Origin of the sequence: uncultured Aquabacterium sp. (assembly GCF_913773725.1) — a bacterium.
Lineage (GTDB): Bacteria > Pseudomonadota > Gammaproteobacteria > Burkholderiales > Burkholderiaceae_C > Aquabacterium.
The window spans coordinates 153,513-167,093 of the sequence record NZ_CAJYGK010000086.1; the positions used below are offsets into that span (position 1 = coordinate 153,513).

Annotated in this window: 9 protein-coding genes; 5 read left to right on the plus strand and 4 right to left on the minus strand. The window is 65.7% G+C overall.

Going from position 1 to position 13,581, the window contains the following annotated elements; all coding sequences use genetic code 11:
- Positions 1 to 107: 107 nt before the first annotated feature.
- Entirely contained in the window at positions 108 to 1,448 is a 1,341-nt protein-coding gene (locus QZ709_RS09880) for a replication initiation protein (RefSeq protein WP_294637103.1), read from the minus strand.
- 752 nt (positions 1,449 to 2,200) lie between these two features.
- Here QZ709_RS09880 and QZ709_RS09885 point away from each other — a divergent pair.
- Entirely contained in the window at positions 2,201 to 3,328 is a 1,128-nt protein-coding gene (locus QZ709_RS09885) for an AAA family ATPase (RefSeq protein ID WP_294637104.1), read from the plus strand.
- On the plus strand, positions 3,325 to 4,389 hold the full coding sequence (locus QZ709_RS09890; RefSeq protein WP_294637105.1) for a ParB/RepB/Spo0J family partition protein: 1,065 nt from the start codon (positions 3,325 to 3,327) through the stop codon (positions 4,387 to 4,389). Before QZ709_RS09885 ends, QZ709_RS09890 begins: the two co-directional genes overlap by 4 nt.
- A gap of 154 nt (positions 4,390 to 4,543) precedes the next feature.
- Here QZ709_RS09890 and QZ709_RS09895 read toward each other — a convergent pair whose 3' ends face one another.
- Entirely contained in the window at positions 4,544 to 6,496 is a 1,953-nt protein-coding gene (locus QZ709_RS09895) for a phage integrase family protein (RefSeq protein WP_294637106.1), read from the minus strand.
- A 530-nt stretch (positions 6,497 to 7,026) separates the two neighbouring features.
- Between QZ709_RS09895 and QZ709_RS09900 the strand changes: the two genes are divergently transcribed.
- On the plus strand, positions 7,027 to 8,823 hold the full coding sequence (locus QZ709_RS09900; protein ID WP_294637107.1) for a methyl-accepting chemotaxis protein: 1,797 nt from the start codon (positions 7,027 to 7,029) through the stop codon (positions 8,821 to 8,823).
- 24 nt (positions 8,824 to 8,847) lie between these two features.
- Here the strand turns inward: QZ709_RS09900 and QZ709_RS09905 are convergent, their stop codons facing one another.
- Both QZ709_RS09905 and QZ709_RS09910 read right to left on the minus strand, forming a co-directional pair.
- Positions 8,848 to 10,275 (minus strand): PLP-dependent aminotransferase family protein, encoded by a 1,428-nt coding sequence (locus tag QZ709_RS09905; protein WP_294637108.1) that lies wholly within the window; start codon positions 10,273 to 10,275, stop codon positions 8,848 to 8,850.
- Complete coding sequence (locus QZ709_RS09910) at positions 10,275 to 11,672, minus strand: PLP-dependent aminotransferase family protein (protein WP_294637110.1); 1,398 nt, start codon at positions 11,670 to 11,672, stop codon at positions 10,275 to 10,277. The genes QZ709_RS09905 and QZ709_RS09910 overlap by 1 nt, the downstream gene beginning before the upstream one ends.
- Before the next feature lie 349 nt (positions 11,673 to 12,021).
- On the opposite strand from QZ709_RS09910, the gene QZ709_RS09915 reads away from it, so the two are divergent.
- Both QZ709_RS09915 and QZ709_RS09920 read left to right on the plus strand, forming a co-directional pair.
- Positions 12,022 to 12,504, plus strand: coding sequence for an MSMEG_0572/Sll0783 family nitrogen starvation response protein (locus QZ709_RS09915; RefSeq protein ID WP_294637112.1), 483 nt, complete (start codon positions 12,022 to 12,024; stop codon positions 12,502 to 12,504).
- 23 nt (positions 12,505 to 12,527) lie between these two features.
- Positions 12,528 to 13,568 (plus strand): Nit6803 family nitrilase, encoded by a 1,041-nt coding sequence (locus tag QZ709_RS09920; protein ID WP_294637114.1) that lies wholly within the window; start codon positions 12,528 to 12,530, stop codon positions 13,566 to 13,568.
- Positions 13,569 to 13,581: the final 13 nt, after the last annotated feature.

The window sequence follows — 13,581 nt, forward strand, 5'->3', positions numbered from 1 at the left end:
ACACCAGGTGCTGCGCAGGGGGACACGCGACTTGCGCGCCCGAAGCCCACAGGGTTATCCACAGTTTCTGTGGGTAAGACCGAACCGGGGACGCCCGATCCGCCCCATCAGGCCGGCGATGCCGATGGCGCCTCCGCCAGAAACATCTTCACCATCTCGGCCTTGAGAAGGGGAGAGGTCCAATCTCCTTCGCGGACCCGCTTGGCAATCGAAGGTGTGAGCAAACCTTTTTCCTTCAGCTGTGCGGCCAGCTTCTGCAACAACTGCCCGCGTACCTCAGCGGGCAGGTGGGCGATCTCGGCCACGGCCTGGTCGAAGCGCTCGCGACGCATCGCCTCGCTGGCATCTTCCCGGATGGTGTCCTGAGCCGGCGCCACCGCAGGCCTGGGCACGGGTGCGGCTGCACCCGGCACCTCCCTCATCAGCGGGTCCGGCGCCCGGGGATCGAGCAGGCTCATCAGGTACATCAGCTGGTTGCGCACGGGCGCCAGGTCCGCGCGCTGGGTCCGCGCACGCGTGTCCAGCAAGGCACGAACCAGACGTTCCTCGCTGTACTGCCCGCTCAGCGCCTCAAGCTGCGCGTCCGACAGGCCCAGTCCGCTGGCGGCGGCCCGCACTGCCCCCTGCCCTGCACCGGATACCGGTCCCCCGCCATCCCCGGCACCCTGCGCCACCGCAGCCGGCCCCACGGCGGCACCCGCCTGGCGGTCCTGGCGCTTCTTGCGCACGGCAAACTGCACCTCGGTCACCGCCCTGCCCTGCCGGTGCTCCAGCAACTCCACCTCGATGTCGGACTTTTCGTTGATTTCTGCCATCGCGGCCATGACCGCCTCGTTCTTCACCTTGCGCCACTCCCGCTTCTTGGGTGAGGACGACAAGGCAGACACCCACCAGTCCGGCGCGGCGCGGTTGGTGACCCCGGAGGGGTTGTTCTTGTAACGGCTGCAGATGTCGTACAGCGCGATGGCACCGTAGCTCTCCAGCCGGGCCAGGATGGGCAGATCCTGCAAGGTCCACAGCTTCGGGTCGAGCAGCGCCTTGACCAGATCGGGTGGAAACGCCCACTGGACCAGACGCTCGCCATGCCGCATCTCGAAGGCGGCCTGGGACAACAACGCCATGTCCCGCCACTCGGGCCCGTTCGTCGTCCCGGGCGCTTCCCAGGAGATGGCCATCTTGCGCATCTCCCGCAGGTAGCCCTGCGCGATCGTGCGTGACTCTGTACTGCTGCCCGCCAGCAACAAGGCACGCCGCAGCGGCATCTCGAACAGGTGGGTGGCCTCGGGCACCCGCCCCAGTGCCTTCATCTGCTGCTGGGCCTCCCACAGCAACACCGTGTACAACTTTCGCGCCACGGCGGTCATCCCCTTGTCCTTGCTGATCATCACCAGCACCTCGTTGGGCTTGCGCAAGGCCGGCAATGATGCGTTCAAGGGATCGTCACTCATGCCTCCAGTTTAACCGAAATGTCCGGACGGGCTGCCTTACCGCGGACAGTTGGAGAGTCGACCGCGGCGCAGTGATGTGTCCAGCTTTCAACCGTAGCCACCGTGCGATCTCGATCACAGCGCAACCCTCGTCCCGGGCTGCGGTTGGAACCGGGACAATTGCACGGGCATGCAACAACGCGACCGCGGTTGAATGCCGGACACCCGCCTCTTGCGGCATGGTGGCCTGCGCAAGACGGGACGACCCCACTCAGATCAAGCGAGGTTTCGGGAACGAAGCCGTGCGGGCTCACGACATTGTGGATAACGCCGGTTGAAAGACGGACAGTTCGGGAGAATCCTGGACACAAGCGGGGGCGGACAGGACATGTGCGGTTGAAAGTTGGACATCTGCGGTTGAAACCCGGACGGCATGCCGATGTAAGTATTTGATCAGAAAAGGTTTTTTGGCTTTCCCACAGGGGTAGATCTTATTTGTATTGATATTAGATAGCTCTGAATCGGGCGACGGTTGCCTGATGAGATCTTCCATTCAGAAGACAATGGCCGGTCGTAGGAACCGGGCGTGCGCGACTCATGGCAGAAGTCATCGTGAACCCGTGAAAGTCACGTTTCGGAGAGGATCACGCGATTTTTGTGGAAGTGTCGCCGAGTGAGATGTACATCGATAGAATTGATGTCATTCATTTCACTCTCATTCCCACACGATGCTCAGAGACGATCGAAAAGCTTCTCTCGAAGACATCGAGCGCATGTCTGCTCGCGCAGAAGTGGCACTCGAAAAAATCCGAGGCACGCTGTTGAGCCCCGATGCACGCAAGAGTGCACCGTCGTTCACCATCAGCCAGCTCGAACACTTTACCGGCGCTGACCGCAACAAGATCAACTACGCCGCGCGCAAGGGTGAGCTCCCCGAAGGCTCGATGCCCGACGGCGGTGGCCGCCGCACATGGACGACGGCCGAGTTGCAGAAGTGGACGCGGCATTTTCGCGCTGACCGACTTCGCCCGGAAGGGCTCGCCGGCATCACGATTTCGGTGGCCAACTTCAAGGGCGGCGTGACCAAGACAACCACGGCGGCAACCCTGGCCCAGGGCCTGAGCCTGCGTGGTCACAAGGTGCTGCTGGTGGACGTGGACCCGCAGGCCTCGCTGACCACTTTGTTCGGACTTCTGCCTGGCGTCGAAATCGACGAGGAACACACGCTGTCGCCCTTGTTCAGTGGCGAACAGACCGATGCTCGGTATGCAGTGCGCGAGACGTACTGGCCGGATCTCGATCTGGTTCCGGCCATGACGAGGTTGTATGCCGCGGAGTTCAAGTTGCCTGCGCGGCAGAAGGACGATCCGGGCTTTGAATTCTGGAAGGTGCTGGACCTCGGGCTGGACCCCCTGCGGGACGAATACGATGTGATCGTGATCGACACCCCCCCTTCCCTGTCGTACACGACGATCAACGCCGTCATGGCGTCGGATGGTTTGGTTGTGCCTGTTCCGCCCAGCACGCTGGACTTCGCCTCCCTGAGCCAGTTCTGGAGCCTGTACCTCGACATCGCCCACAGTCTGAGTGAGTTGAGGGGGGATGCCAAGAAGTTCGAGTTCGTCAACATCCTGGCTTCGCGCGTGGACGCCAACGACGCTTCGAGTCGGATCGTCAGAGGGTGGTTGAGGGAGGTGTACGCAGAGCGGGTGCTGGCAACGGAGATCCCTCGCACGTCGATTGCCGGCACGGCTGCCGTCGGGTTTGGCACGGTATACGACCTGCCCAAGAGCGCCGCCAGCGCGGGGACCTATTCGCGTGCATTTGATGCCTACGAGGCATTCATCGATGAGGTCGACGCTCAGTTGCAGAGCGTCTGGGCTGGATGGAGAGACGAATGAGCAGCAAACGTGGAAACCGGCCGACGGACATTGGTGCCATGCTGAGCCTGGGTAACCTGGATGCAGCGGTGACCGCTCGCAGTGCGGTCAGCGAGAGCCGCCCCCGCACGGCGGCGGGTGAACTGCTGGCCGAGCGGCGTAACAGCCTCGAGACCGAGAACGCGCGGCTTCGATCACAGGTCACCGACCTTCAGTCTGAAGTGCAGAAGTGGTCGGAGTCTCTGCCCGTGGTGGCCCTGGATCCGGCACTGATCGAGCACAGCCGGTTTGCGAACCGCCTGGCGGAGAGCTTCGACAGCCCGGATTTCAAGGACTTCCGGCAGGAGATCGAACAGGCGGGCGGCAATGTTCAGCCCATCAAGGTTGTCCCCATCCCTGGAAGCAGCCCTCAGCGTTACTCCATCGTGTACGGGCACCGCCGCCACCGCGCGTGTCTGGACCTGGGGCTCAAGGTCAATGCCATCGTTGAAAACCTGAGTGAGCGCGGTCAGTTCGTCGAGATGGAGCGTGAAAACCGGGGCCGGCGTGACCTGTCTGCGTATGAGCAGGGCCTCTGGTATTTGCGTGCCTGTTCGCCCGTGATTCCGCAGCAGAAGGGTGGCGAACCAGGTTGGGCGCTGTTCGGCAGCATGTCCGAGATGGCGGATGCGCTGGGTGTGGACAAGGGCAACGTGTCCAAGGCCTGCCAGATCGCGGAGTTGCCCGAGGCCGTGATCGCGGCGTTCGGTCGCCCCACGGAGATCCAGTACAACTGGGCGACGGCTCTCACGCGGTCGCGCAAGCTGGACCTTCCGGGATTGCTGTCTCGCGCGGCGGAGGTGCGGCGGCGCCGCGAAGCTGGAGAGATTCTGTCGGCCAAGACGGTGTACCAACTTCTGACGGCGCCGGCGCAGGTCACTGTGGAGCAGGGCGCAGACCTGGAACTGACCCGTCCGGACGGAAGTCGGTTTGCCCGCCTGCTCCGCGACAAAAAGGGGCGGACCGTGATCGAGTTCGACGCGCCTCTGTCGTCCGCGATGACCGACCGTCTCGTCGACGGGCTGGTGAACATCTTCAAGTGAGTCTTCGCCCTGCAATGACTCAGGCCGCCGTCGGGCGGCCTTTTTTTGTCGTTCTGGTTGTACCGTACAACAGCAGGGCCCAGCATGCGCGCATCGAGGGCAGTTGTACCGTACAACTGTGTGGTGGGCTGTTGTACCGTACAACCGGTCGGCATCAGCGGGATTGAGACGCCGATGCCTCAAAGAACCCTCGAAGCCATTGCAGCGATGCGCGATGAAAGGCTTCCGGATTCAATTCAGCCTCTTGGGTTTCGGCCAAACTGGCGCACTGCCTGAAAAAACGCTTGAGCGCCTGGTGCAGCGCGACCGGGTCCAGCGCACCGAATCGATCGGCGTTCCGGGGTGCCGATCGGTTGAGCGCGGGATGGCCCCTGGCGTCGAGCTCCCAGCGTGGCGGACCTGGGCGCAACGCCCCGATCAGCGGGCGCCAGCCCTCATCCTCGCCAGCAAGACGCTGGGCAGACAAGGCGGTGCTCTTGCCCGCCGTGTCACTCACCGATCGAAGCCGCACGCTGCGGGGGTGAAACGTGGTCTCGGCCAGACCCATGTCCAGGTGATGCCGGTCCAGAAGCTGCTTGATGTCTGCTTCCAGCATGACATCCCGCGTTCGGCCACGTCTGCCCGTCACCGTCAAAAGCCATGGGCCGTCTGCCCTGCTGTCTGCCGGATGCAGGGAACCGCACCGCGTTCCGACGAGTTCGCGCAGACTCAGCCCCACTGACCCTGCCAGCTCAAGCACCAGGCGCGTGCGACGCAGCGATGCTGCACGCAAGAAGTGCTGGTCCGGCGCCGATGTGCCAGGAGCGGGGCCGACCCGGCGGTACAGAGCATGCCAGCAATGCCAGACCCACGCCCACTGGGCGTCGTCAAGGCGCCGCACGCTGTGCTGCACTGAGTCGCTTGCAATGCGTTGCAGCGGGGGCGCCGCTTCGAAAGGATGAGTGGAAATGCAGCCAGCCTCGACTTGAGCGCGAAAGAAGCTTTGCAGCACGGTCATTTCCAGACGCAGGCTGGTCGCGCCCAAGCCTCCCTTCAACGGGCGCCACGCGGCACTGTTGCGAGCCGAACGCCCCGTCTCGATCCAGTGGGCAGGAGGAGAAGTCAGGAACGCGGTGTAGGCCTCCACATCGGTGCGTTGGATGTCCCGGAAGCTGCGCTGCCGCTCGCCCCAGCACCACAGATGAAAGCGCTCCATCACCCTTCGATAGGCGGTATGGGTGCGGGAGGCGTCCCGATGGGTGTCCAACCATCGCTGCAGTTCGGCCCAGTCACGCTGTGCGGCCTGTCGGTCATGGGGGGCTGGGAGCCACTCCGGCCATGCGCAGTCCGCTGCCGATGGGCTGGCCGATTCTGATGCGGGCGACGCGTTGCCGGCCTTCGATGCCAAGGTGCGAAGGGCAAACGGCACCCGGGCGGCTTCGTGCAGGGGGCGTCCCAGACTGTCCGCAAGCGGAGCCAGCCAGGCCACGATGCGTTCGGCGCGATCCCGTCCGAGTCTCGGCACCCGTGTCCACCACCGATGCCTGTGCTGGTTGATGAAGCCGATGAGGTCGCCCAATGTTGCTTGACCGCTGGCTTCCACCCACTGGGGCGTGCGCTTCAATTGCTGGACAAGGCCCGGCGCGAGCCACGACGCCAGGGGATCCTCCAGACGCGGCAGCCGCACCACGACGGTCGCGATCTGGTTGAGTGCATCGAGTGGCGCAGGCCGACGGTCCAGCGGCTCGGCCCAGGCGGTCGCCGGACGTGGCGTGTCCGGCTCCGCGGAGGCGTCCCGAGAGATGGAGCGCTGGTCCGGGCGGAAGCCGAAGGTCTCCTCGTACTCGGACAACCACTCGGCGTGGGTCTGATAGTCTTCTTCGATGCCCAGTTCATTGCACCGGTCCTGAACCCAGGTTGCGAAGAGGGGAGCGTCGCGTTTCTCTGCCTCAGGTTGCGATGCGGTGCCGACGATGGAAGACGATAAAAAGGGCGCGCCGTTAAGCTTCAGGGCGCCCAGCGGCGCCTGGAGTCCATGTTGCTCGCTGGCGAATGCGATCTGCCGCACCAACTGACGGAGCCTGGCCCGGAAGTGCCGTTCGTCGTCCGGCCCACCTTCGAACGCCATGTACGCTGCCCAGGCTCGGCGCAGTGGAATCCCTTCCATCACCGCGCGGACGAAGCTGAAATGGTGCGGACGGAGATGGGCCGCCGCCACCTCCATTTTCAAACCTCGCGGTCTTCCTCTTTTCTCACCCAGTTCCACGGCTATTTACCTTGTTTTTTCGGACAACGCCCGGGAGGGCGCCTGTCGCCTTCTATGTGGAACTTCACCCATGCCTTGTCCCCTTGCCTTGCCAACGCCGCGTTCGTCGCGCCTGTGGCGTTCTGAGCGGTGTGTATCCGGCACGGTCTTATGTCGCTTCCACTGTGTCGTCGCGCCACGTGTCCACCCCTGAATAAGCGTGACTCGCGCTGTACGCCCATTTTAAATCGCACATAGATAACCGGCGTCGTGATCTTTCTGCACGCGGACCCTTAGCCTCCTGCCCAGCCTTGCCGATAACAGCGTTACCCGGAAGGGCAGGGCGGTCGCGCCGTGCAGGACGGCCCCACGTCCGCGCCTCCGGATGCCCCTCGCAATTAAAGGATTTCCTCATGTTCAAGACCCTGCGTGGCCGATTGATTGCCGTGTGCGTGACGATCACGGCCGGCTCCCTGCTGGCTGTCTGCCTCGGCACGTTCGCCGTGGCGCGGTCCAACAACCTGAAAGGCATCGACCAGCGCATCGGCCAGCTCACTCAGTTGTATGCGGATGACCTCGCCTCCTGGGTGAAAGACAAGCAAAGGGTCACGTCTGCGCTGCAGCGGGCCGCGGACCAGGTGGATCCCTTGCCGTTCATCGGGGCCGCGAAGCAGGCGGGTGGTTTCGACGATGCCTACATCGTGTACGCGGACAAGCGCATCGTCTTCGATCACCCCATGCCATCCACCTACGACGGCACGGCCCGCCCTTGGTACAAACAGGCGATCGAAGCAGGAGGCCCTGCGCTGACATCGGCGTATGTCGATGCCAGCACGGGCAAGCTCACCATCAGCTTCGTCGAGCCGTTTGGTCCGAAGGGGGCGTACAAGGGCGTCTTCGGAACGGACATGCATCTGGACACGGTCACCAGAACCGTCACGGCCATCCGTCCGATGGAGAAAAGCGTGGCCTTCCTCGTCGATGGGGAAGGCAAGCTGCTGGCGCATCCCGATGCGGCCATGACGCTCAAACCCGTGTCCGATGTGGCGCCGGCATTGACGCACGAGGCCGTGAAGACGCTGGCCGAGGGCAAGTCGCGCACCACCGTGCGGCTGGGCGAGGCGGACACCATGCTGTACGCGGCCCGTGTGCAGGGCACCCCCTGGACGCTGGTCGTCGGTGTGGACGACTCGTTGGCCACCGCGCCAGTACGCGACATGCTGAACCTCGCCATCGCGATCATGGTGGTCTGCGTGGGGGGCGCGACGGTGCTGCTTGCTGTGCTCATCCGCAAACAGCTGCATCGGCTGGACACCGTGCGCGACGCGCTCGAGGAGATCGCGTCCGGTGATGGCGACCTCACGCGTCGGCTGTCCTCGGAAGGGCATGACGAACTCGCCGAGATCGCGGCCGCCTTCAACCGGTTTGCCGACAAGATCGCCCAGATGATTCACCGGGTGCGCGAATCGGCCGAGTCGGTCCGGCTGGCCTCGACCGAGATCGCCAGCGGCAACCTGGATCTGTCCAACCGGACCGAAGAGCAGGCGAGCGCCCTGACGGAGACGGCGTCGGCCATGGATGAACTGACGTCGACCGTCCGCCAGAACGCCGACAACGCCAGCATGGCGAACGACCTGACGGGCCAGGCTTCGGAAGTGGCCACCCGCGGGGGAGCCGTGGTCGACCAGGTCGTTACCACAATGGGCGGGATCGAGGCTTCGGCGCGCAAGATCGTCGACATCATCGGTGTCATCGATGGGATTGCGTTTCAGACCAACATCCTGGCGCTGAACGCCGCCGTCGAAGCCGCGCGGGCCGGGGAGCAGGGCAGGGGGTTTGCCGTCGTCGCCAGCGAGGTGCGCTCGCTGGCACAACGCAGTGCGACCGCGGCCCGGGAGATCAAGACCCTCATCGACAACTCCGTGTCACAGGTCGAGGCCGGCAGCCGGCAGGTGATGACCGCCGGGGAAACCATGCAGCAGGTGGTGGAAAGCGTGCGCCGTGTCACCGCCATTGTTGCGGAGATCAGCCACGCCAGCACCGAGCAGAGCCGCGGCATCGCGGCGATCGGAGGCAAGGTTGGGCACATGGAGCAGAGCACCCAGCAGAACGCCGCCCTGGTGGAGCAGGCCGCTGCCGCCACCCGGGCCTTGCAGGATCAGGCGGGTCAACTCGCCGACATCGTGGGGGGGTTCAAGCTCAATTCGTGAGCGGCCGCATGGCCCGATCGCGCCTCAGGCCGTGCCACGGGGCTCGGCCCTGATCAGCGCAGCCAGTGTCTTGATGGCGTGCGTCACCCGATCGTCACCGGGATGCCCTGCATTGAGCCTCAAGGCATGTCGGAAGCGGTGGTCAGCCGAGAAGAGCGGGCCGGGCGCAAGGCTGATGCCCTTTTCCAGGGCCTGTTGATGCAGCCGCAGGGTGTCGATGCCCTCGGGCAGCTCGACCCAGAGAAAGTAGCCGCCCTGCGGATCCGAGACGGAGGTGCCCGGCGGGAAGTGCGCCAGCACCCACCGCCTCACCCGGCCGACCTGCTCGGCCAACTGCCGGCGCAGGCGCCGCAGGTGGCTGTCCAGCCCCCCTTGTTCCAGGTAGTCGGCCAGCGCGAGCTGTGACGGGACCGGGGCACCGAGCGAGCCCATCATCTTCAGCCGCATGACGGTGGTGGCATACCGCCCCGCCGCCGCCCAGCCGATGCGATAGCCCGGCGCCAGACACTTCGAGAACGAGCTGCAGTGCAGCACGAGCCCGTCCCTATCGAAGGCCTTGAGGGGATGCGGTCGTGTGGCGCCATGGAAGAGCTCGGCGTAGACATCGTCCTCGATGACGGGAATGCCTTCGGCGGCCAGCCGCTGCACGATGGCCTGCCGCCGGGAAGTCGGCATCAACGCACCCAGCGGGTTCTGAAAGCTGGGCATGATCCAGCAGGCAGCGGGCCGGTGCCGCGCGATGACCTCGGCCAGGCCGTCCGGGTCCATGCCCTGTTGCGGATCGGTCGGCACCTCGACGGCGCGCAGGTGCAGCCGCTCGAGCGCCTGCAGCGCGGCGTAGAAGGTGGGGCTTTCGACCGCGACGACATCGCCCGGCCGGGTGACAGCCTGCAGGCACAGGTTGAGGGCCTCCATGGCCCCGTTGGTGATCAGGGGTTCGTCGGCGTTGAGCGTGATGCCGTGGCGCGTGTACCGGGCCCTCAGGGCGCTGCGCAGGCGTTCGTTGCCGGCCGTGAGCTCGGCGGTCAGGGCCGTGGGGGCGAGGTGCCGCATGGCGCGGGCACCGCTGCGGGCCAGCTTGTCCAGCGGAAACAGGGCGGGCGAGGGAAAGGCCGATCCCAGCGGCACGACATCCGCATCGCGCGTCGAGCGCAGCACGTCGAAGATCAGCTCCGACACGGCGACTTCGGTGGTGGCTGTGGAGACGTCTGCGGCCGACGGGGGGCGCACGGCTGTGGGCGTGCGGTGGCAGACGTAATAGCCCGAGCGCGGTCTGGCTTCGATGAGCCCGCGCGATTCGAGCAGGTAATAGGCCTGGAACACCGTCGACGGACTCAGGTGGGTGTTGCGGCAGGCCTGGCGCACCGAGGGCAGCTTCTCTCCGGGCCGCAGCTGACCTGCCTGGATGCGCAGGGAGAGGGCCTCGGCCAGTTCTTCGTACCGCGTGGCCATCACATCACCGAGGCGTGCACCTGCTCGGGGTGCGCCAGCACATCGGCCACGACGCGCAGGCTCTGCTCGCATTGCGACTGGGTGGTGGGACCGCCCAGACACAGCCGCACGGCCCGTGGCGGTGCCGTGTTGGTGGCAAACGCGGTGCTGGCCACGGCGGCCACGCCGCGAGAGCGCCAGAACGATGCGGCCTCGTTCGGGCTCAGGGTGTCGGGCAGCCGCAGCCAGGCATGGAAGCAGTCGGGCTGGCTCCAGATCTCGTGCTGCCCCAGGTGGCGCTCCAGCAGCGCGTGACGGACATTGGTTTCGCGCCGCACGGCCTGCACCACGGCCGATGCGGTGCCGTCGTTCACCCATTGCGTGGCCAGGGCCACGGTCGGAGGTGCGGCCATCACGCTCAGGGCCCGCAGCGCGCCGGCCAGCCGTTGCGTGGCCTGCGGGGTGGGGGCGTGCACATAGGCCACCCGCAATCCGGCCCCCAGGCATTTGGCGAAACCGGTCACGTGGTAGGTCAGCCCGGGTGCCAGCTCGGCCAGCGTGACGGGGGGCTTGCTCGACAGCGCCCCGTACGCGTCGTCTTCGATGATGGGGATGCTGTAGCGCAGGGCGATGTCGGCCAGCGCCTCGCGGCGGCGCGGGCTCATCGTCATGGCCGTGGGATTGAGCATCGTGGGATTGCAGTACAGCGCCTTGGGGCCGACGTGCTTGCACGCGTCCTCGAAGTGGTCGGGGCAAGGGCCTTCCTTGTCCACGGGCAAGGCATAAAGCTTGACACCGAGTTGCGTGGCGAGGGCCTTGATGCCCGGGTAGCTGACCGACTCCACACACAGGGTGTCGCCGGGTCGCACCAGCATGCTCAGCAGGCCGGCCAGCACGCCGTGGATGCCGGGCCCCACCAGAACCCGATCCGGATGGGTCGGGCCCATGATGGTGGCGAGCCAGCGCGCGCCCGCATCGCGGTCGGCCGGCGTGCCGCCGAAGTCCTGATAGCGCAGATGGGCGAGCAGCCGCCGGGGATCCTGGTACATCTGGCGGCAGCCGTCCGCCATGCGGGCCAGCAGGTCCGGGTCGTCCGGCTCGGGCGGCAGGTTCATCGTCATCTCGGCGGCCGTGCCTCCGCGCAAGGGCACGGCCGGTGCCGCGCTGCGCACGAAGCTGCCCCGGCCGGGACGCGCCTCGATCTGGCCGCGCTTCTGCGCCTCGGCGAGGCCCCGGGCCACGGTGGTGTAGTTCAGGTCCAGCGCGTCGGCCAGCGCCCGCATGGGCGGCAGCCGGTCACCCGGTGAGAGACGGCCGCTGGCCAGGTCGTCTGCCAACAACTCCGGGATGAGGAGGTAGGCCGGCTTGTGGCTGTCACGCAGGCGCTGCAGCCAATGCTTGTAGAGCGTCGAAGGCATGGCTCATTGATTGCATCAAGTGTGCCGATTGATCGGGTCATATTGTGCACTCAATGGGTGCGGCGCGAGCCAACAACGTGCATGCCGTGTGCGCCACCAGCGGCGTTGATCCGATCTGGTGCGAGGAGCAATCCCCCTTTGGCAAAAGGGTCTGGCGGCAGAGCCGAATCCGGCATCCCACTTGATCGCATTTCGGCCGATCAAGGCGGCGCCTTGCGTCAGATGCCCCGTGCACCGGTCATTGATCGCAAATTGATCGGACCTGGCGGGCACGGACTGGCACATCCGGTGCACCTGCTTCAGCAGCGCGCGCCCACCCTCTCTCATCCCTTACTTCTGGAGTGATCCCATGCCTGCTGTGACCAAAGCCCCCAATCTGATCGGCGACTTCCTCGTGGACTACGAAGAGAAGGTCTTCGAGGACGTGAAAGCCGAACCCGGCGACAAGGCCCTCGTCACCTTCCACACCGTGGCCTTCGAAGGCTCCATCGGCTTCGTCAACCTGCTGCAGGCCACGCGTCTGCAGCGCAAGGGCTTCGACACCTCGGTGCTGCTGTACGGGCCGGGCGTCACCCTGGGCGTGAAGCGCGGCTTTCCCAAGCTGGGTGACGCCGCGTTTCCCGGCCACCTGAACTTCAACGACCAGATCGCCAAGTTCATCGCCGAGGGCGGCAAGGTCTATGCGTGCCGCTTCGCGCTGCAGGCCCTGTACGGGCACGGCGAGGGCTCGCTCATCGAAGGCATCAAGCCCATCAACCCGCTCGACGTGCTGGACATCATCCTGCTGCACCGCAAGGAGAAGGCCTTCATCCTCGACACCTGGACGCTCTGATCGACTCAACCGGGTACGCCACCATGAGCCAGCCACGCATCATCAAAGCCGCCGCCGTGCAGATCTCGCCCGTGTTGAACGAGGCCGAAGGCACGCTGCACAAGGTGCTCGACCGCATCGATGCCGCCGCCCGACAGGGCGTGCAGATCATCGTGTTCCCCGAGACCTTCGTGCCGTACTACCCCTACTTCTCGTTCATCCGGCCGCCCATGGCATCCGGGGCCGAGCACATGGCGCTGTACGAGCATGCGGTGGTCGTACCCGGCCCCGTCACCGAGGCTGTGGCTCAGCGCGCCCGTCAGCACGGCATGGTCGTCGTGCTCGGTGTGAACGAGCGCGACCACGGCACGATCTACAACACCCAGCTGATCTTCGACGAGACCGGCACCCTGCGGCTCAGGCGCCGCAAGATCACGCCCACCTTCCACGAGCGCATGGTGTGGGGGCAGGGCGATGGCAGCGGCCTGAAGGTGGTCGACACGGCCGTGGGCCGGGTCGGGGCACTGGCCTGCTGGGAGCACTACAACCCCCTGGCCCGCTATGCCCTCATGGCGCAGCACGAGGAGATCCACTGCGCCCAGTTCCCGGGCTCGCTCGTGGGGCCGATCTTTGCCGACCAGATGGAGGTGACGATCCGTCATCACGCACTCGAGTCGGGCTGCTTCGTCATCAACAGCACGGGCTGGCTGACGGACGAGCAGATCCAGTCCATCACGCCCGAGCCCGGCTTGCAGCGTGCGCTGCGCGGGGGCTGCTGCACGGCCATCGTGTCGCCCGAAGGCGTGCACCTGGCGCCGCCGCTGAAAGAGGGCGAAGGCATGCTGGTGGTGGATCTCGACATGAGCCTCATCACCAAACGCAAGCGGATGATGGATTCGGTCGGGCACTACGCGCGTCCGGAGCTGCTGAGCCTGCGGCTGGATGACCGGCCGACCGCGCCCGTGCACCTGCTCGGCGGGGCTGGCCTCGAAGGGCTGTCCCCTTCCATGTCCACGGGTCTGGGCACCGCGGCCTCGCCGGAAGCCTCGGCCTTGGCCCCTGCGCCGCTGACCCGCGTCGCCTGACCCCCTCGTCCCC